Below are 19,682 nucleotides of genomic sequence, written 5' to 3'. Positions count from 1 at the left end.
CCAGCCGTGACCCCCGTCTCACTCCGCTCGGCCCACCGCACCCGGACGAGGACGACGCCCCGGGGGAGTGCCCCCGGGGCGTCGCTCACGGAGTCAGCGCCGCCGGCCGGAACCGGCGGCTGGACTGTCAACCACCGTCTCCCCGCAGGGACTCGTACTGCTCGATGGCCTCGGCGAGATCCTGGTAGGCCTGCCCGATCTCGGCGAAGTCACCGGAGCGCTGCGCCGACTGGAGCCGTTCGAGGGCCGAGTCCATGCCCTGGACCGCCGAGTCGACCGAGTCGGCGGGCGGAGCCTGCGGAGTGGTCGGCGTGCTCGTGTCCTCGCCCGCTCCCTGCTCCTCGGTCTCCGGTGGGGTGGGTGTGTCGTCGGTACCCGAGGGCTCGTCACCCTCGGCGACCTCCACGTCCTCCCCGGTGGGGTCGGTGGCCCCCTCACCGGCACCGGTGCCGAACACCTCGTCGAGCGCCTCCGCGAGGGTGGGCGCGTACCCGACCCGGCCCTCGAAGCTCACCAACACCTTGGCGAGCTGCGGGAACGAGGAGTCCTCGTTCCTCCGCTCGATGTACACCGGTTCGACGTAGAGCAGACCGCCTCCCACCGGGAGGGTCAGCAGGTTCCCGAAGAGCACGTCGGTGGCCTGCTGCCGCAACAGGTTCAGCTCCGTGCTGACCTCGGTCGAGGAGACGAACTGCGTCTGCACCTGCTGCGGGCCCTGCGTCTGGCTGTCGACGGGGAGTCTGAGGACCGTCATGTCCCCGTAGTTCTCCGGATCGGAGTTCACCGACATGAAGCCGGAGAGGAACTGCCGTTGGAGGAACACCTGGGCGCTGGTGAGCTGGAAGGTCGCCTCTCCGGTGGCCGGGTCCTCCGCCAGGATGTAGTACGGCGGCTGCGGCGTGTTCGCCTCACCCGGGTCGTCACCCACGGTCGGGTCCGACGGCACGTTCCAGAAGCCGACGTTGGCGTAGAAGTCGCTCGGGTTGTCGACGTGGTAGCGGGTCAGCAGGTCCCGCTGCACCTTGAACAGGTCCTCCGGGTACCGGAAGTGCGCCCGCAGGTCGTCGCTGATCTCGCTCTCCGGCTGCACGGTGTCCGGGAAGACGCTCTGCCACGCCTGGAGGACCGGGTCCTCCTCGTCGACCGCGTAGAGCGTCACGGTGCCGTCGTAGGCGTCGACGGTCGCCTTCACCGAGTTCCGGATGTAGCTGATCCGCTCGTCCAGCTGTTCCGGCACGCCCCGGGCGTTCGTGAGGCTGTCGGTGGTCGCCTCACCCAGTTCCGTCTTCTCCGCGTACGGGTAGTTGTCGAGCGTGGTGTACGCGTCGACGATCCAGGTGATCTTCCCGTCCACGACCGCCGGGTAGGGGTCGCTGTCCACCGTCAGCCACGGCGCGACGTCGGCCACCCGGTCCCGGGGGTTCTGGTTGTAGATGATCTTGGAGTCGGGGCTGATCGCCTGGTTGAACAGGATGTTGCGTTCCGCGTGGTAGGCCGCGAACACCAGCCTGTTGAACCAGTTCCCGATCGGGACGCCACCCTCACCGGTGTAGGTGTACCGCTCGTTGTCGGTGTCGTACTCGTACGGGTTGCCCTGGTCGTCGGTGGTCCCGACGATCGCGTAGGCGGTGCCCAGCTCCCCGAAGTACGTCCTCGGGTTCTCGACCGGGACGAAACCGTCCGGTGTCGCCAGATCGCTGACCTTGAAGTTCGGGTAGCCGCCCTCACCGCCGGTGTCCGCCAGCGCCGAGTTCACCTCGTTCGCCGGGGCGGCGACGATCCCGTTCCCGTGGGTGTAGACCAGGTGCCGGTTGATCCAGTTCCGCTGGTTCTCGGCCAGGCCCTCGGTGTTGATCTCCCGCAGGGCGACGATGTAGTCCTGCGTCTCACCGTCGATCGTGTAGCGGTCGATGTCGAGCTTGTCCGGGAAGCCGTAGAAGTTCCGGCGCTGCTGGAGCTGCGTGAAGGTCTGGGTCAGGATGTTCGGGTCGAGCAACCGGACGTTCGGGATCGTCGCGGTGTCCTCGCGCAGGTCCGCCGGTTCGAGGTCGCTCTGCCCCTCGTAGTCGATGTAGTTGATGTCGTCGATGCCGTACGCGGCCCTCGTCGCCTCCATGTTGTTCGCGATGGAGGGCGCCTCCCGCTGGTTGGCGTTCGGGCGGACCGAGAACTGCTCGAGCGCCGCGGGCCACAGCGAGCCGAGCAGCACGCTGGACACGACGAGCAGGGCCGTCGCGATGGCCGGCCACTGGAGGTTGCGGCGCACCGCGCCCACGAAGAAGGCCGCGGCGCAGAAGACCGCGATGCACAGCAGGATCAGCTTCGCCGGCATCACCGCGTGCAGATCGGTGTAGGTGGCGCCGACGAAGTTGTCGTTGCGCTCCGAGGTCAGCAGGGCGAACCGGTCGAAGTAGTAGGCGACCGCCTTGAGCAGGACGAAGACGCCGGCCAGCACCGCGAGCTGGACCTTGGCGGCGCCGGTCAGGTCGCCACCCCGCCCGGCGAGCCGGATGCCGCCGAACAGGTAGTGCGCCACCAGCGCGCCGACGAACGCCACCGCCACCGCGACGAACGCCCAACCGAGCAGCCACTGGAAGAACGGCAGCTGGAACGCGTAGAAACCGATGTCCCGCTGGAACTGGGGATCGGTCACCCCGAACTCGCCGCCGTTGAGGAAGAGCTGCACCGCCTGCCAGTTGCCCTGGCCAGCGACACCGGCCACGATGCCCACGAGGACGGGGATACCGAAGGCGAACAGCTTGATCCTGGCCGTCACCGCCGTGCGGTAGCGCGCCACGGGATCGTCGGGACCTGAGGCGGGCACGAACACCGGACGCGACCGGTACGCGAGCCACAGGCTGAGCGCGAGCACGGTTCCGACCAGAACACCGACCGCCACGAACAGCACGGCTCGGGTGAACAGGACCGTGGTGAAGACCGACCGGAAGCCGACCTCCCCGAACCACAGCCAGTCCACATAGGTGCTCAACAGCCGCGATCCGCTCAACAGCAACAGCAGCAGCACCGCACCGACAGCGATGAGGATCCGCGCTCGCCTGGAAAGTTTGGGCATGCCGACGGGACTCCGCATCGCCACAGCGCACTCTCCCGGGTTGAGGACAAGGGACCAGGGGCCGGACGTGACCACACCGGGGTGGGGTGTGCGGTCCGTCCTGCGATGTCCAACTCTACGTGGGCGTCTCGCGCGTTCGGAGCCCCCCGTCGTGGGGTCCCCTCCCGACCGGAACGATGGACCCGTGGACGCAGAACACGACGCAGAACTGCCCCGGTCGCTGCCAGCCGCCGCTCGGGAGGTGGAGGAGTTCGTGGCCTCCGGGGGCTGGGACCAGCCCATCCAACTGTTCGCGCTGGTCAGCACCAGTGCGTTGTTGGCGAGGGAACCCAACCTGGTCGGTCAGGTTGACCCCGGGTCGACACTGACGCCGATCGCGCAGGACGCCCTGCCCGACGGTGACCTCGCCGAGGCGCTGTCCGGGATCGAGTGGCCCGACGCCGTGGATGGCTGCGCGTTGGCGCAGGAGATCGTGGTGCTGCCGCCCGGCGCGGACGGCGCGGAGTCCGAGGAGGGCCTCGCCGTCAGCCCGGAGGAGGCCGCGAACCACCCGGAGCGCCGGGAGGCACGCCTGGTGGCGGCGGTCCTGCGCGACGGCTCGGCGGCCTGCGTGCTGCGGCTTCGGGCGGACGACCTCGTGCCCGAGGAGATCGTCGAGCACCCGGAGCTCGCCCCGAACCTGGTCACGGCGTTGCGGGCGACGCTTCGCCCCTGAGCGGCGGCGGCCGGACGGTCAGTTCGGGGAGCAGTCCGGTGGCTGTTCCCCGGCGCGGACCTGGCGCAGGGCGTCCACCGCCCCCTCCAGGGTCTCGACCTCCACGAGCTGGAGGCCGTCCGGCGCGTTCGCGACGGCCTCGGCGCAGTTGCCCGTCGGCACCAGGAAGACCGTGGACCCGATGTCCTTCGCGGCGCGCATCTTGAAGCTGATGCCGCCGATCGGCCGGACCGCGCCCTGGGTGGTGATCTCGCCGGTGCCCGCCACGTGGGTCCCGCCGGTGATCTCCCCCGGGCTGAGGGTGTCGATGATCGCGAGGGCGAACATCAGCCCGGCGGAGGGGCCACCGACCTCGTCGAGTTCGATGTCCACGTCGAAGTCCACGTCGGGCTGGTCGAGGGGCGCGACGCCGAGGTACCCGCTCTCCCGGTCGTCCCGGGCCCCGAGTTCGACGGTGAGGTCCCGCTCCACGCCGTCCCGGCTGATGACGATGTCCACGCGGTCCCCTGGCGCGGTGTCGGCCAGCGACTCCACCACCGCCTCGGCCGAGTCCGCGTCGACGCCGTTCACCGTCACCAGTTCGTCCCCGGGTTCCAGGACGCCGTCGCTGGGGCCGTCCCCGAACACCTCACCGACCAGGACCTTCCTCGGGTAGCCGAGGTAGAGCAGCGCGGCGGTCTCCGCGCTGCTCTGGGATGCGGTGAAGGACTGCCTGTTCTCCTGCTCGATCTCCTCGCGGGTGCGGTCCGGCGGGTAATACTCCTCGCGGGGCGCGAGCGCGTAGTTGCCACTGGCCCACAGCCCCAGGGCGCCGAACAGGGTCACGTCCGTCGTGAGCTGCACGGTCGTCAACCGGAGTTCGCCAGGGTCGGGTTCCGCGCCCGTCTCACCGGGGAGCGCGTCCCCCTCCTCCAACAGCGGCGGCGGAGCCACCTCGCCGCTGGTGGCCACGAGACCGAGGGTGTCGTAGGTGTGGCCCGGGCCGAGGGCCACGTAGGGCACGGTGACGAAACCCCCGAAGGCGGCGAAGACGCCGACCAACGCGACACTCACCAACAGGGACCAAGTACGGCGGCTCACGAGGGCCCAGCCTACGGAACGGGTCACCACCGACCCCGGCGGACCGATCCCACGCTGGTCGGCCCATGCCGCGTACGGTTGACGGCATGACCGATCTACCCTTCGGGTTCAACTCGCAGGATCCCGATGACCGTGGGAAGCGCGACGATCCCTCGGGCCGGTCCGGAGGCGAGTCGCCCTTCGGAGTCGGTCCCGGGGGGATGCCGGGCTTCGACATGGGCTCGTTGGGCCAGATGCTCAGCCAGCTCGGCCAGATGCTCAGCCAGGCCTCGCAGCACTCCAGCGGGCCGGTGAACTACGACCTGGCCAAACAGCTCGCCCTCCAGCAGATCAACAGCGGGGGTCGGGACCAACCGCCATCGGCCGGACAGCACGACGCGACGACGGAGGCGTTCCGGCTGGCCGAGCTGTGGCTGGACCCGGTCACCACCTTCCCGGTCGGCGCCCAGAGCGTGCGCACCTGGTCAGCCAAGGACTGGGTCGACAGCACCCTCCCGACCTGGCGGCGCCTGTGCGACCCGGTGGCGCGCCAGGTGTCCTCGGCCTGGACCGACATGCTGCCGGCGGAGGCGAAGCAGAACGCGGGTCCCCTGCTGTCGATGCTCGGGCAGATGGGGGGCATGGCCTACGGCTCCCAGCTGGGCAGCGCCCTGGGGCAGTTCGCCTCCGAGGTGCTCACCTCGACCGACATCGGGCTGCCGCTGGGAGAGCCGAGGACGGCCGCTCTCCTGCCGAGCAACATCGACCGCTTCACCCAGGGCCTGGACCGCCCGGCGAACGAGGTCCTCGTCTTCCTCGCGGCCCGCGAGGCCGCTCACCTCAGGTTGTTCTCCCACGTGCCGTGGCTGCGCCAACGGCTGCTGGCGACCGTCGAGGAGTTCGCCCACGGGATCAGGGTCGACCCGAACGCCATGGAGGAGCTGGCGGGCAAGGTCGACCCCAGCAACCCCGCCTCCCTGGAGGAGGCGATGCGCTCGGGCCTGCTGGAACCGCGCAGCACTCCGGAGCAGAAGCAGGCGCTGACCAGGCTGGAGACCCTGCTCGCGCTCATCGAGGGCTGGGTCGACCTGGTGGTCGGCGAGGCGTTGGGCGATCGGCTGCCCGGGGCGGACGCGCTCCGGGAGACGCTGCGTCGCCGCCGGGCGAGCGGAGGCCCCGCCGAGCAGGCCTTCGCGACCCTCGTGGGGCTGGAACTGCGTCCCCGGCAGCTGCGGGCGGCCGCCACGCTGTGGCGGGGGCTCACCGACCGGCACGGCGTCGAGCAGCGGGACTCGGTGTGGAACCACCCCGATCTGATGCCCACCTCGGCTGACCTGGACGATCCCGTCGACTTCGTGGAGCACTTCGGTCGTGCCTCCTCCGAGTTGGACGACCCGCTCGCGGCGCTCCGCCGCGCGGAGGAGAGCGCGGCGGCGGGGGACGCGTCCTCCGGCGGCGAGGAGCGGACCGACGACGACCAGGACGGCCAGGACGGCCAGGGGCGGGGCGGCGGGGAGCGGCCCTGACACCGGGTGATCCCGGGGCGCCCGAGCCAGTGGGCGTCCCGGGGCCCGACCACTCCCGCCCTGTCAGGAGCGCGCTCAGTCGACGGGCGCCGAGTCGTCGGCGGGTTCGATGGCCAGCCCCGCCGCCGCGCTGACCCCTTCCAGGAAACCGATCGCGCGTTCGGCCCTCGGGTAGCGGTGGACCAACCGCCAGAAGTCCTCCCCGTGGCCGGGCACGAGCAGGTGGGCCAGCTCGTGCACGAGGACGTAGTCGAGCACCCAGGTGGGCATGTCCCGGAGTCGCTCGCTCACCCTGATCGTGCCCTCGGCCGGGGTGCAGGAGGCCCAGCGGGTGCGCATGGGTGGGACCCAGCGGACGCTGGCGGGCTCGGGGCATTCGGGGAGGTGGCGCCCGAGGAGGTCCCGGGCGCGGACCGCGAGCGACGCGTCGGACTTCCGGGCGCGTGACCGCCGCCTGCTCTCGCCGCGTTCCAGCCGCCGCAGCATCTCCCGCACCCAGCGTTGCTCGTCGGCGGCGGAGAGCCGGGCCGGCACCAGCACGACCACCTTGCCACCCTCGCGGAACGCGGTGACGGTGCGCCGCCGGCGCGCGCTCCTCCTGACCTCCACCTCGGGCGGGGCCATCCCCGCTGGCGGCATGTCCGGGACCCGCGCCAGCGGGCCGTCCTGGGGGCTCACCACGGCACCACGGTAGGTCGCCGCCCTGCCCGCGCGTCGCCCGGGCCGGGGGCGCCCGGACCTCGTGGGACTGGCCCGACCAGGCCAACAACGGCCGGGAAACCCCGCCGGCGAGTGGTCCGAGGTGACCTGTGGTCGCATTGGCCAGCTGCTGACGCACCACTTTCCGCCGTAGGTGCGAGCGCGTACCCCCGACCAGGGGTTCGCCGATCACCCAACGTACCGGAAATCGTCGGCCCGCTTGGCGGGCGGAATCGCCGTGACCTGCCAATACTGGACACGCTCCGCGCCGCATACCCGATGACGGAAGCGGCCACATATAGCGTGGCTTGACGTCGCCTGGGTGAGCAGAATAGGCCATTCGGCCCAACGAGGTCAGGCGGATTCGGGGCACGTCGAGCGTAGGGAGGCAACCGTGGCGGACAGCTACAACGGGTACTGCGTGAAGTGCCGGGAGAAGCGGGACTTCACCGGTACCGTCGAGGAGACGAACGGCCGTCGGATGGCCAAGGGAACCTGCCCGGTCTGCGGCACGAAGATGACGCGGATCCTCGGCAAGGCCTCCTGATCGCGACCCGCCGGGCCCACGGTCACGTGGGCCCGGCGCTCGCTGACCCCGGTCGCCCGCACGGCCGGCGGTGCTCGGTACCGGTGCGCGCGGGGGACTCGCCCCGGCGCGACCGCGCGGTGGCGCCGGTCCGGAAATCGTCGGCCCCCACCGGCCGCGCCTGTGGACACCGGTTTGCCCGCCGCCGACCCACCCGAGAGCATCACGTCCGTGAGCACACCACCGGAGCGGCCAGCCCCGGCCACTCCCCCTCCGCTCCCCGTTCCGACCCTGCCCCGCGTCCGGGCCGGCCTGCCGGTGCTCCGCCGGGGTACGGCCTCCGTGCAGTTCGGCCTGACCGCTGGTGCGGCACTCGTCGTCGAGGGGCTCTCCCCGGCGTTGGTCGCGCTGTGCCTCCGCCTCGACTCCCGCGCCTCCGGCGGAGGCCTGGCCCCCACCCCCCACCCCGGCGTCGCCCCGAGGGCCGAGCCACCCGCCGCGCTGGCCTTCCTCGACTGGTTGGCGCGGCACGGGGTGCTGGAGGACGCGGGCCCCGCCACGCCCGACCCCGCCGGTGATCGCGTCCACGCGACGGGGCCTCCTGGCCGCCCACCGGCCCTCCGGGACGCCCGCGTGCTGGTGCGGGGGGACGGCCCGCTCGCGCCGGCCGTCGCCGTCGAACTCGCGCGAGGCGGCGTGGGCCGGGTACGGGTGGCGGCGAAGGGCACGGTCCGCCCGGAGGACACCACGTTGGGGTACGGGCTCGCCGACGTCGGTCGTGACCGCACGAACACGGCGAACGCCCTGGTCGCCGAGGCGGTTCCCGGGGTGCGGACCGGCGTCCTCGCTCCGGGCACCCCTGATCTCGTCGTGCTGGCGGACGTCCCCCTCCCCGACCCCGTCGCCGTCCGCGAACTGATGGCGGACGGGGTGCCCCACCTGCCCGCACGCGTGTGGGACGGCGTCGGCGTCGTGGGCCCGCTCGTCGTCCCCGGCCGCACGAGCTGCCTGCGCTGTGCCGACCTCACCAGGACCGACGCCGACCCCTGCTGGCCGCTGCTCGCCGCGCAACTCGCCGAACGACCCGTACCGGTGGACGGCCCGACCGGTACGGCGACGGCCGCGCTCGCCGCTTCGCAGTGCCTGCTCGCCCTCGACCGGGGCGCGTCGCCGCGGATCGACCGCCCACGGGTGTGGAACACGACCTTGGAACTGGACCTGCGGTTCGCGACCCTCCAGGCGCGAGCCTGGGAGCCCCACCCCCGGTGCGGATGCCGTCCCGCCGTCGACCGCGCCGGCACCACCCGTTCCGACAAGCCGGCCGAATGGGTGTCGCCGAGTGGCCGTTCCGGGGGACAATCGCCAGGTGAGTGAGATCCCGCGTCGGACCGTTCAGCGCACCGCAAAACTCGCTGGCCTGCCGCTGGGAGCGGCGGGGCGTTTCGCCGCCGGCTGGGGCAAGAGGCTGACCGGCCGGGACGCCGACGAGGTGAACGCGGAGATCTCGGCCAGGACAGCCGAACAGTTGTTCGCCGTGCTCGGCCAGCTCAAGGGCGGGGCGATGAAGTTCGGCCAGGCACTGAGCGTCTTCGAGGCCGCCGTTCCGGACGAGTACGCCGAGCCCTACCGCGAGGCGTTGACCAAACTCCAGTCCGCCGCTCCTCCCATGCCGACGCGGGACGTCCACCAGGTCCTCACCGAGCAGCTCGGCAGCGCGTGGCGAAGCCGGTTCTCGGAGTTCGACGACGTCCCCACCGCCGCGGCCAGCATCGGTCAGGTTCACCGGGCGACCTGGCACGACGGCCGGGAAGTCGCGGTGAAGGTCCAGTACCCGGGGGCCGGGGAGGCCCTGATGTCCGACCTGCGCCAGCTCCAGCGGTTCAGCCGCCTCATCCAGGGCATCGTGCCCGGCACCGAGGTGAAACCGCTGCTCACCGAGCTCCAGGAACGGATGTCGGAGGAGCTCGACTACCGGGTGGAGGCCGACGCCCAGCGCCGGTTCGTCAAGGCGTACACCGACGACCCGAACGTCCGCGTCCCCCGCGTGCTCGCGAGCGCGCCCCGGGCGCTGGTCACCGAGTGGGTCGAGGGAACGGGACTGGCCGGGATCATCCGCGACGGCTCCCAGGACGACCGGGACCACGCGGGGACGCTGCTGTCGCTGTTCAACTTCTCCGCGCCACACCAGGCGGGTCTCCTCCACGCGGACCCGCACCCCGGCAACTTCATGCTCGACGGCGACGGGCGCCTCATCGTGATCGATTTCGGCGCGGTCGCGCGCCTCCCCGGCGGGCCGCCGCCGACCTTCGGTGTGCTGCTCCGGTTGGCCCTCGGCGACGACCCGGACGAATTACTGCGGTTCCTGCGGGCCGAACGCTTCCTGGGGCCGAGGACGGAGCTCGCGGCCGAGGACGTCCTGGCCTTCCTCTCCCCCCTGGTCGAGCCACTGCGCACCGAACGGTTCACCTTCACCAGGGGCTGGATGCAGGGGCAGGCCGACCGCGTGGGCAACCTGCGGGGGACCGACTTCCGCACCAGCCGCTCGCTGAACCTGCCGCCCGAGTACCTGATGATCTACCGGACCACGATGGGTACCACCGCCATCCTCTGCCAGCTGGGCGCGACCGTTGCCGCCCGGCGCATCGTCGGTGACTGGCTCCCCGGCTTCCGCACCGACTGACCCTGCTCGCCACTCTCGGGACGGTGGCGCGTTCGCCGCTCCCGGCTCGGCCACGGGCGGGATTCGGCGAGCCGCCGTGCTGACACCTGTCACGAGAACCGATGACGCCGAGGACTGCCGTTCCCGCCTGGCGACCGGTCACGCTGCCTGCTGACCAACCACGCCCACCCTGGTGGAGGAGTTGTCAGCATGAAAGGTCACATCATGACCGCGACGGTGGTCGTGGGCGTCCTCGCGTTCTCCGCGGCCTGTGCGGGGGCGAGGGAACCGACATCGACCGAGCGAGGAAGGGAGGCGTCAGGGACGCACGTCACGGATGCATCACCCGACCTCCGATGGGTCCCGTGCGTCCAGACGCCCCGTCTTGAGTGCGCGGAGCTGCCCGTACCACTGGACCACGCCGATCCCACCTCCGGATGGCTGACCCTAGCGCTGGCGAGGAGGCCCGCGAGCGAACCCGGCAGTCGGACCGGTTCCCTCGTCATCAACCGGGGCGGCCCCGGCTATTCCGCGATCGACTACCTCACCGCCCTCGAGGACGACATGGTCCCGCCGCCGGTGTCCGACGACGTCCTGACCGCCTACGACCTGGTGGCGGTGGACATCCGGGGGAGCGGGCACAGCACCCCCACCGTCACCTGCTTCGACGACGACCAGGAGGCGGTGGAGTTCGCGCGGTCGATACCGACCGTGCCCACCACCGAGGCCGAACGCCAGGCACGGGCCGCGGCCGACGCGGAGTACTCCCGACGGTGCCGCGACCGCAGCGGGGAACTGCTGGACCACATGTCCAGCACGGCGATCGCCCGCGACCTTGACATGCTGCGGACCGCGTTGGGTGAGGACCGACTGGACTACCTCGGGCAGTCGTACGGCACCTTTCTGGGAGCCGTCTACGCCGCGTTGTTCCCCGAGCGGACCGGTCGCCTCGTGTTGGACGGCGTCCTCTCCCCGCTCAGCCGGGACACCGGCGAACCCGAAACCACACCGTCCAGCCGGGTCGGTTCCGACCTGGCGACCCGCGAGACGCTGGAAGAGTTCTTCCGGCAGTGCGTCGCGGCGGGCGAGCGGTGCGCGTTCGGTGGTGGCGACCCGGCGAAGGCCTTCGACCGGATCGTCGACCGGCTCGACGAGGGCGGGGTTCCGCTGACCACGTCGGACGGAGCGGAGGTCACCCTCACCTACTCGTACTTCCTGACGTGGACGGGCCAGTGGCTGTACCAGCCGATCGTCTGGAACGCCCCGGGTGGCGCGTCCTTCCTGAACGCGGTCGAACAGGCCTTGGCGGCCCCGGACGGCCCGAACGCGGCGGCACTGGCGGAGGAGATCAAGACGAACCAGGACGCGGGCCTGATGGTCGCGCCCTACGCGGGTCTCAACCCCGTGTACCACGCCGTGACCTGCCTGGACACCGACCACCCGAGCACGGTCGACGCCCTGGCGGACCACGTCGCCGCACGCGAGCGGGAGGTTCCCCACTTCGCCGCGCTCCGCGCCTGGCAGACCAGCCCCTGTTCGCACTGGCAGGCGGGGACCAACGAGCGGTACGAGGGGCCTTGGGACACCCGGACGGACGAGCCGGTTCTCCTCGTCTCCAGCGAGTTCGACCCCGCCACACCCGTGTGGTCGGCAAGGGGACTGCACGAGACACTTCCGCGCAGCACCCTCCTGATCAGCGAGGGCGCCGGACACATCGCCGCACAGCAGTCGACATGCGTCGTCCGGGCCATCTCCGAGTACCTGGTCGAGGGCGACTCCCCCGCCGAGGGTGCGACCTGCGCCCGGGAGGGGGACCCGTTCGCCCCGTCCTGAGTTCGTCAGGCCGAACACGGGTGCCGACCCCTTCGCGTGAGAAGGGCGGACCGGGCGGGCCGATGCCGGGAGGGCGGCCGCACCAGCCTCGCCACCCCCACGACGCGCTCGTCAATGCTCCCCCTACGGCAAGCACGAGGTCTCCCGCTGGTTCACCGGTCGACGACAGCGGTGGGACGTCACCTCGATCCAGGCGGCGCCGACGGCGAGCCTCCAACCGCCGAGCCGGACCGGCAGATCGTCGTCCGGGTTCGAGGACGGGAGGTTCGGCACGCGATCCGGCCCCCTTCCCGATCAAGGAACCGCCGGGTACCGCGCCGGCAGGGGGGCGGGTGGAGGGACGGGCGAGGCGGTGCCGGCCGCGCACCAGCCGGTTCCGTCGGTCGAGCAGCCGGGTCGTGGCCGCGTCGAGCCTCCGGGGCACCGGGGCGGACGCCCACCCGCACAGTCAGCCGGGGAACGGGCGAGCGCCCGTGGTCATGCCAGGGCGGCCCCGGCACACGTGCCGGGGCCAGGGCCCTTCGTGTCGTCAGGCGGCGTCGGCCGCGTCCGCCCGCCGGACGGCGAACGCGGCGAGCCACCGCCAGCGACGTGCGCGGCGGACTCGCTCCGCCGCGCGTTGATGTCGCCACTGGGACTCCCGTCGACCCCGTATCTGGGCTCTGGCCAGGGATTCGTGGAGCAGTATGGCCTCGCTAGCCTGGTCGGCGCCGATGAGCCTGACCCTGGGCACCAGCTGGTCCTCGTGCCAGATGTTCGAGCCGTTCATGCTGCCTTCTCCTTCGCGCCGTTCAGTGCGGTGGTGGTCGTGTCGGACTTGCGGGGACGGCCCCTCGGCCTCTTCCTGGCGATGATGTCGCCGCGTTCGAAGATCTCCCCTCCCCAGACGCCCCAGGGCTCACGCCGGGCGATCGCCCCGGCCAGGCAGGCTGCCCGCACCGGACAACCGCCGCAGAACTGCTTGGCGCGCTGGAGGTCGGCGGGGCTCTCGGCGAACCAGAGGTCCGGGTCCTCGGTCTGGCAGGGCAGGTTGGCCTCCTCGGGAACGGTGGTGAACAGCTCGCCGATCCCGAGCTGGGACTCACCGGCGGACGGCAGGGGAACCGACGTGGGCCGGCCGGTCAACGAGTGGGCAGGTGAACCATCCGACAGTGGGACGGTCACGGTGGACATGCGTTCTCCTCTTGTAGTCGGCCACGTCGGGGCCGTTGGGTGGCGGAAAAAACACGAAGGCCGCGGATCCGTCGACACGGGTCCGCGGCCTCGGTAAGCCTGAGAGTCCTGACCTAGGTCAGGCGCACTCCTGTGCGGATGTCGACAGGATTGATGGGAGACGGCGCGAACGCGCTGGGGAAGGTCTGGCGATCGATGGCGTCGTAGCGGAAGCCGAGGCGTGCTCGTACCGAGGCGGGAAACACCCCGAGGGCTGCCAAGGGAAGGCGCCCCACTGCCCAGGAGGTCGGGCAGCCGGGCTCACGATTGCTCATCAGCGAAGTCGTCACCGGGACCACCACCTCTCCACTACGCAGCGCCACCGGGCTCACCAGTGGCTCCAGGTCTTCCGACCCGGGCATGTGCAGGTTATTGGGCGGCCCGTCGGCCGCGCAACTGATTTTCCGACTTCATTCGGACGAGTGAGTACCTAGCCGTTGAGCTGCGTCTTTTCCCGGACAACCGCCAACAGGTCGGCGCCGTAGCTGTCGAGCTTGGTGGCCCCGATCCCGGGAATCGCGACCAGGCCGGCACGGTCCGAGGGACGCTGTTCGGCCACCGCCAGCAACGTGGCGTCGCTGAGGACCACGAACGCCGGCACCCGCAGCGACGTCGCGCGTTCGGCGCGCCACCGGCGGAGCCGTTCGAGCAGGTCCTGGTCGACGTCGGAGGGGCAGTCCGCGCACCGGGTCAGCTTCACCTCGGACGCCCCGACCAGGGCGCGGCCGCACACCCGGCACGTGGGGCGCGGGGCGGTCCCGACCGCGTTCCCCTCCTCCCGCCGGCGGGTCCGGCTCGCCAGCGAGACCGGGTGCCCATCGGGTATCACGCCGTGGAGGAACCTGCTCCGCCTCCGGTAGCGACGGCCGCCCTCCACCTTGGCCAACGACCAGGACAACCAGAGCCGGTCCCGTGCCCGCGTCACGCCGACGTACAACAGCCGCCGTTCCTCCTCGATCGCGGCGTCGTCACCCTCGGCGTGCTGGATGGGCAGCGTCCCGTCCACCAGACCCACCAGGAAGACCGCGTCCCACTCCAGTCCCTTCGCGGCGTGCAGCGAGGCCAGGGTGACGCCCTGGACGGTGGGCGGGAACTGGGCCTCCGCCCGCATGTCGAGGTCCGCGCAGAACCGGCGCAGATCCGCCTCCGGCACCGCCCTGGCCAGTTCCACGGCCAGGTCGGCGAGGGCGCGCAGGGACTCCCACCGTTCCCGGGCGGCCTGGCCAGGCGGAGCCTCGGCGGTCAGCCCGAGCGGGGCCAGCACCACCCGCACCCGTGCCGGCAGGTCGGCGTCCGGTCGGCCCCCCGGGTCCCGTCCGGGGTCCTCCTCCCCTGCGGCGGCGCGGAGGGCGCGCACGGCCTGACGCACCTCCTGCCGGGCGAAGAACCGTTCCCCGCCCCGCACCTGGTAGGCGACCCCCACCTCGGACAGCGCCTGCTCGTACGCCTCGGACTGGGCGTTGATCCGGTACAGGACGGCGATCTCGCTCGGTGCGGTCCCCGACTCGACGAGCTCCCGGATCCGACGTGCGACGGCCCTCGCCTCGGCCGGCTCGTCGTCGTACTCCCCGTAGGTGGGTTCGGGGCCGTCCTGGCGCTGTCCCACCAACCGGAGCCGGCTACCGGCCGGGCGCTCCTTCGCCCGGTCGATGAGCCCGTTGGCCAGCGCGACGACCTGCGGGGTCGAGCGGTAGTCCCGTTCGAGCCGCACCACCGTCGACCCCTGGTAGCGGCGGGAGAAGCCGAGCAGCCAACGCGGCGAGGCCCCGGCGAACGAGTAGATGGTCTGGTTGGCGTCGCCGACCACAGTGAGGTCGTCCCGGTCGCCGAGCCAGGCGTCCAGCACCCGCTGTTGCAGGGGGGTCACGTCCTGGTACTCGTCGACGACGAAGCACCGGTACCGGTCCCGGAACTCGCCGGCGACCTCCTGGTGCTCCTCCAGAGCAGCGGCGGTGTGCAGCAGCAGGTCGTCGAAGTCGAGGAGACGCGCCTCGTTCTTCAGCCGCTCGTAGCCGTCGTAGACGCGGGCGGTGAGCTCCGCCGCCACCGGCGGGGTGCGGCGCGCCGCGGCACGGGGGTAGTCGCCGGGTGTCACCAACGTCCCCTTGGCCCACTCGATCTCGGCGATGAGGTCCCGCAGTGTCTCCCGCTCGGTGTCGACGCCCAGCCGGTGGGCTGCCTGGGCGACGAGGGTGGGTTTGCGCTCCAGCAGCTGCCAGGGCGCGTCGCCCACCACCCTGGGCCAGAAGTACCGCAGCTGGCGGAGGGCCGCGGCGTGGAAGGTGCGGGCCTGGACCCCGCCCACTCCGAGGTCCCGCAACCGGGTCCTGAGCTCGGCGGCGGCCCGGGCGGTGAAGGTGACCGCCAGCACCTGTCCTGGCGCGACGTGGCCCTGGTGGACGAGCGCGGCGATCCGCCGGGTGATGGTCCTGGTCTTGCCGGTACCCGCGCCGGCGAGAACGCAGACCGGGCCGCGGGGAGCGAGCACCGCGGTCCGCTGCTCGGGGTCGAGGCCGTCCAGGAGTCGCCGCTCACCCACCATGCGGGCATCCTCTCAACCGCTCGTCGACCGGCGGCGGCAGGTGGCACCCGGATGGGGGTGCGCGGTCCCTGCCGCCCCGGCGGTCCCGACGCCACGTGTGAACGCCCGCTCCGGGGCGCGCGGCGGTCGAGCTGGGCCGGCCTCAGCCGGCCGAGGCCCAGGCCTCCAACATGCCCCTGGCGATGGAGGACGCGCCGGGCAGGATCAGGCCCGGGACGCCCCCGCCCGCGCGCAGCGCGGTGCGCACCCGGTCCCGGGGGACCCAGTGCGCCTGTTCGATCTCCCCGTCGGCCGGGTGCAGCGGCGCCGAGGGTTCGGCGAGCGCCGTGAAACCCATCATCAACGACCGGGGGAACGGCCAGGGCTGGCTACCGAGGTAGCGCACCTCGCCGACCTGGACGCCCACCTCCTCCGCGACCTCGCGGACCACGCAGTGCTCCAGGGACTCCCCGGTCTCCACGAACCCGGCGAGGATGGAGTACCGGTCGGCTGGCCAGGTGGGCTGGCGTGCCAGGACCACGTTGCCCGCACCGTCGTGCACCAGGCAGATGACCGCCGGGTCGGTGCGCGGGTACTCCTCCCGGCCGCAGCCCGTGCAGTGCCGGGTCCAGCCGGCCTGGGAGGCCACCGAGGGCGCTCCGCAGTTCGCGCAGAACGCGGCGCGCCGGTGCCAGGACAGCAGCCCGACCGCCGTGGTGAGCAGGCCGGCGCCGGTGTCGTCGAGCAGCGCTCCGGTGAACCTGAGGTCCAGCCATTCCCGCTCGGACTCCGGGACCCGTTCGGCCCAGGCGTCGGCCTCGCCCTCCGAGACCGGCACCGCCCAGTACCCCGTCTCGCCGTCCGCGCCCAGCAGCACCGCCTCCTCGGGCGGTTCCGCGTCGGTCACCGGCCGGTCGACCAGCCGTCGACGGTGCGGAGCGGCCTCCTCCCTCGTGACCAGGGCCCGACCGAGCGGGTCGACCGCCAGCATCCGTCCGTTCTCCCAGAGCGCCCGCAACAGACCGGGGTCACCTCGGACGAGCTCCCTGCGGTCCACCGTGGAGCGGGACAGGGCTGGAGAACCGGTCAGCTGGAAGTCGACCTCACCACCGGGCCGCGCTGACGAGTGTTGTGACGACCTCACGGCAGGACGACATCTCCCAGTGCTCGTAGCGGTTCGCCGAGGACGGCGGCGTCCCCGACGACGACCCCGGTGAAGTTCGGCGGCGCCAGGTACCGGCGGGCCGCCTCGGACACCTGCTCCACGGTGACCGCGCGCAGGCGATCGGGGTGCTCGCGGAGCCAGTCCAGGGACACCCCGGCCGTCGCCAGGTTCTGGAGGTTCGCGGCGAGCCCGCTCTGTGAGGACGTCGAGATCAGCAGCAGACCGATCAGGTAGTCCCGCGCCGCGGTCACCTCCTCCTCACCGATCGGCGCGACGGCCATCCTGGCCAGCTCGTACCGGATCTCCATCAACGCCGCGGCGGTCACACCGCTGGCGGTGTCGGCCTCGCACAGGACGCCGGCGGTGTCCCCGGTGAACTCGAAGGTGGAGTGCGCGCTGTAGGTGTACCCCTTGTCCTCCCTGATGTTCTCGACGAGGCGGGACGAGAAGTAGCCACCGAAGACGAGGTTCGCCAGTTGCAGCGCGGGGTAGTCCGGGTGGTGCCGGGGGATGGCCTGCCCCGACAACCTGATCTGCGACTGGACCGCACCAGGCCGGTCGACGAGCAGGACGTCCCCGCCCTCGATGCGCGGCACCTCCGGCAGACCGCCGGTCGCCGGCCCGGGGCGCCACCCGGCGAGGCGGTCACCCACCTGGTCGGCCACCGCGTCCAGGTCGAGGTCACCGACCATCACCAGCACGCCGCCCGAAGGGCGCACCAACTGGTCGTGCAGCGCGCGCACCTGGTCGGCGTCGACCGCGCGCACGGCGTCCGTGGAGGGCAGCTCCCTGGCCAGCGGGTGGTCGCCGAAGCGGCGCCGTTGCAGGGCTTCCCGCGCGATGGTCCCGGGCTGGCTGCGGGCGACCCCGATGCGCTCGACCAGCCGGTCGCGTTCCCTGTCGACCTCGTGGTCCCGGTAGGCGGCACCGGTCACCGCGTCGGCGAAAACGTCGAGGAACGCGTCGAGGCCGCTGGCGAGGGCGTTGCCCGCGATGCTGAGCCGCTCGGGGTCGACCCCGGCGCCGAGGTCCGCGCCCACCATCGCCAGGTCGGTGTCCATCGCCACCCGGTCGCGGCGCTCGGTCCCCGTCAGCAGCGTGGAGGCGAGCAGTTCGGAGCGGGCGGCGTGGTCCCGTTCGGTGCCGGCGAAGGGCAGTCGCAGCCGCAGCTCCACCATGGGCACCGTGGGCTGTCGGACGGCGACGAGCCGGAGCCCGTTCGGCAGCATGGTGTCGATGCGCGGTGGCTGCTCGGCGAACCGAGCCGTCCCCAGCGCGGGCAGCGGCCGGGGGCCTCGGTCGGTGCTCCCGATCTCCTCCGCGGTGCGCCGCCGCGGGCTCTCGACGTTCTGGCCGGTCACTGTCCACCTCCGTCGGTGTCGTCGTTGGCGGCGGAGCCGGGGCGCACGGTGAGCACTGCCCGGGACTCCGGCCGCAGGGCCTTGGCCGCCGCCGCGACGTCCGAGGGGCCGACCACGCCCAACCGCTCGGGGAGTTCGGCGGCGAGCTCGGCACGTCCGAACAGCAGCTCGAAGGCGCCCAGTTGCAGGGTTCGGGACATGAGCCTGTCGTGCTCCCGGTGCAGGGAGGCCGCCCACCGCGCGACGACCCTGGTGACCTCCTCCTCGGTCGGACCCTCGACGGCCAGCCGCTCCAGTTCCTCGTCGATCGCGGTCAGGAGCCTCTCCTGGTCGACCCCCTGCGCGTGGACCACGGTGATCAGGAAGGTGTCCGGGTCGCGCGCGTCGAGCGGCGCGAACAGGCCGCACCGGCAACCGACCTCGATCGCCAACGGTTCGGCGTGCACCAACCGCTGGGTGAGCCGGGACGAGTCGCCGTCGGCGAGCACCCCGGACAGCACCAGGTGGGCCAGGTAGGCGTCGAGGTCGGCGTTCGGGTCGGGCAGGCGGTACCCGGCGGCGAACGCCGGCAGCGGCGCGTGCGGGTCGTCGTGCTCGCCACGCCGTTCCTCGGTCGGCGCCGGTTCCGCGAAGGAGGGCCGTTCCGGGGTACGGCGGGCCGGCACGTCGCCGAAGTGGCGTTCGACGAGTTCCCGCGCGTGGTCGACGTCGAGGTCTCCCGCGATGGTCAGCACCGCGTTGCTCGGCGCGTAGTAGGTGTCGAAGAACGCGGCGCAGTCCTCCACCGTGGCCTGCTCGAGGTCGGTGAAGTCCCCGTAGCCGTTGTGGGCGTTGGCGAAGGTCCGGTACAGCACCGGCGGGAGGGTGATCCACGGGAACCCGCCGTAGGGGCGGTTCAGCACGTTGAGGCGGATCTCCTCCTTCACCACGTCGACCTGGTTGCGCAGGTTCTCCTCGGTGATCCTGGGGGCGCGCATCCGGTCGGCCTCGAGGAACAGGGCCCGTTCCAGGCCGGCCGAGGGCAGCAGGATGTGGTAGTCGGTGTAGTCGGGGTGGGTGGACCCGTTGAAGGTGCCGCCGGAACTCTGGATGTGCCGGAAGTGCGCGAGCTTCTCCAGGCTCTCGCTGCCCTGGAACATCAGGTGCTCGAACAGGTGCGCGAAACCGGTTCTCCCCTCCGGTTCGGAACGGAAACCGACGTCGTAGTGGACGCTGACGCCGACGACGGGAGCCGCCCTGTCGGGTGCCAGGACCACACGCAGCCCGTTGGGCAGGGTGAACCGGTGCAGCAGGTGGTCGACCATGCCCCGCAGCCTACGACTCGGGGCGCGAC

Annotated in this window: 16 protein-coding genes; 6 read left to right on the top strand and 10 right to left on the bottom strand. The window is 72.0% G+C overall.

Annotated features, from left to right (window positions below; all coding sequences use genetic code 11):
* Positions 1-127 precede the first annotated feature (127 nt).
* Complete coding sequence (locus tag ACOJVX_RS03830; protein WP_418154344.1) at positions 128-3,097, bottom strand: UPF0182 family protein; 2,970 nt, start codon at positions 3,095-3,097, stop codon at positions 128-130.
* Positions 3,098-3,257: 160 nt separating this feature from the next.
* Here ACOJVX_RS03830 and ACOJVX_RS03825 point away from each other — a divergent pair, with 160 nt between their 5' ends.
* Positions 3,258-3,788, top strand: a complete 531-nt coding sequence (locus tag ACOJVX_RS03825; protein WP_035273200.1) for a PPA1309 family protein — start codon at positions 3,258-3,260, stop codon at positions 3,786-3,788.
* An 18-nt stretch (positions 3,789-3,806) separates the two neighbouring features.
* On the opposite strand, the gene ACOJVX_RS03820 is transcribed toward ACOJVX_RS03825, so the two are convergent.
* The gene (locus tag ACOJVX_RS03820; RefSeq protein WP_051313277.1) at positions 3,807-4,868 is read right to left on the bottom strand and encodes a YlbL family protein; all 1,062 of its coding nucleotides are present in this window, start codon (positions 4,866-4,868) and stop codon (positions 3,807-3,809) included.
* Positions 4,869-4,954: 86 nt separating this feature from the next.
* Here ACOJVX_RS03820 and ACOJVX_RS03815 point away from each other — a divergent pair, with 86 nt between their 5' ends.
* Positions 4,955-6,373 carry a zinc-dependent metalloprotease gene (locus ACOJVX_RS03815; protein WP_422647257.1) on the top strand — a complete coding sequence of 473 codons (1,419 nt, stop codon included), beginning with the start codon at positions 4,955-4,957 and terminating at the stop codon, positions 6,371-6,373.
* 75 nt (positions 6,374-6,448) lie between these two features.
* On the opposite strand, the gene ACOJVX_RS03810 is transcribed toward ACOJVX_RS03815, so the two are convergent.
* Positions 6,449-6,997: a M48 metallopeptidase family protein gene (locus ACOJVX_RS03810; RefSeq protein ID WP_026417249.1), complete on the bottom strand. Its 549-nt coding sequence runs from the start codon at positions 6,995-6,997 to the stop codon at positions 6,449-6,451.
* A 469-nt stretch (positions 6,998-7,466) separates the two neighbouring features.
* Here ACOJVX_RS03810 and ACOJVX_RS03805 point away from each other — a divergent pair, with 469 nt between their 5' ends.
* The 4 genes from ACOJVX_RS03805 (at position 7,467) to ACOJVX_RS03790 (ending at position 12,090) form a co-directional block, all read left to right on the top strand.
* Positions 7,467-7,619: a DUF5679 domain-containing protein gene (locus ACOJVX_RS03805; protein WP_016696985.1), complete on the top strand. Its 153-nt coding sequence runs from the start codon at positions 7,467-7,469 to the stop codon at positions 7,617-7,619.
* A 210-nt stretch (positions 7,620-7,829) separates the two neighbouring features.
* Positions 7,830-8,972: a hypothetical protein gene (locus ACOJVX_RS03800; protein WP_418154080.1), complete on the top strand. Its 1,143-nt coding sequence runs from the start codon at positions 7,830-7,832 to the stop codon at positions 8,970-8,972.
* Positions 8,965-10,278: an ABC1 kinase family protein gene (locus ACOJVX_RS03795; RefSeq protein WP_422647256.1), complete on the top strand. Its 1,314-nt coding sequence runs from the start codon at positions 8,965-8,967 to the stop codon at positions 10,276-10,278. Before ACOJVX_RS03800 ends, ACOJVX_RS03795 begins: the two co-directional genes overlap by 8 nt.
* A 189-nt stretch (positions 10,279-10,467) precedes the next feature.
* Positions 10,468-12,090: an alpha/beta hydrolase gene (locus tag ACOJVX_RS03790; protein ID WP_418154078.1), complete on the top strand. Its 1,623-nt coding sequence runs from the start codon at positions 10,468-10,470 to the stop codon at positions 12,088-12,090.
* Between the two features lie 529 nt (positions 12,091-12,619).
* On the opposite strand, the gene ACOJVX_RS03785 is transcribed toward ACOJVX_RS03790, so the two are convergent.
* From ACOJVX_RS03785 to ACOJVX_RS03755, 7 genes are all read right to left on the bottom strand, one after another.
* Positions 12,620-12,859, bottom strand: coding sequence for a hypothetical protein (locus ACOJVX_RS03785; RefSeq protein WP_030104121.1), 240 nt, complete (start codon positions 12,857-12,859; stop codon positions 12,620-12,622).
* Positions 12,856-13,263, bottom strand: a complete 408-nt coding sequence (locus ACOJVX_RS03780) for a WhiB family transcriptional regulator (protein WP_422647255.1) — start codon at positions 13,261-13,263, stop codon at positions 12,856-12,858. Before ACOJVX_RS03780 ends, ACOJVX_RS03785 begins: the two co-directional genes overlap by 4 nt.
* 113 nt (positions 13,264-13,376) lie before the next feature.
* Complete coding sequence (locus ACOJVX_RS03775; protein WP_156038277.1) at positions 13,377-13,634, bottom strand: hypothetical protein; 258 nt, start codon at positions 13,632-13,634, stop codon at positions 13,377-13,379.
* 98 nt (positions 13,635-13,732) lie between these two features.
* Entirely contained in the window at positions 13,733-15,844 is a 2,112-nt protein-coding gene (locus tag ACOJVX_RS03770; RefSeq protein WP_026417252.1) for an ATP-dependent DNA helicase UvrD2, read from the bottom strand.
* Positions 15,845-15,986: 142 nt separating this feature from the next.
* Positions 15,987-16,967: an NAD(+) diphosphatase gene (gene nudC / locus ACOJVX_RS03765; protein WP_245588667.1), complete on the bottom strand. Its 981-nt coding sequence runs from the start codon at positions 16,965-16,967 to the stop codon at positions 15,987-15,989.
* Positions 16,964-18,349 (bottom strand): M16 family metallopeptidase, encoded by a 1,386-nt coding sequence (locus tag ACOJVX_RS03760; protein WP_030104124.1) that lies wholly within the window; start codon positions 18,347-18,349, stop codon positions 16,964-16,966. The genes nudC and ACOJVX_RS03760 overlap by 4 nt, the downstream gene beginning before the upstream one ends.
* Positions 18,346-19,653, bottom strand: coding sequence for a M16 family metallopeptidase (locus tag ACOJVX_RS03755; RefSeq protein ID WP_026417255.1), 1,308 nt, complete (start codon positions 19,651-19,653; stop codon positions 18,346-18,348). The genes ACOJVX_RS03760 and ACOJVX_RS03755 overlap by 4 nt, the downstream gene beginning before the upstream one ends.
* Positions 19,654-19,682: the final 29 nt, after the last annotated feature.

This window comes from Actinoalloteichus caeruleus, assembly GCF_049311605.1.
GTDB classification, from domain to species: domain Bacteria; phylum Actinomycetota; class Actinomycetes; order Mycobacteriales; family Pseudonocardiaceae; genus Actinoalloteichus_B; species Actinoalloteichus_B caeruleus.
This window is presented reverse-complemented; position numbering and strand designations above follow the sequence as displayed.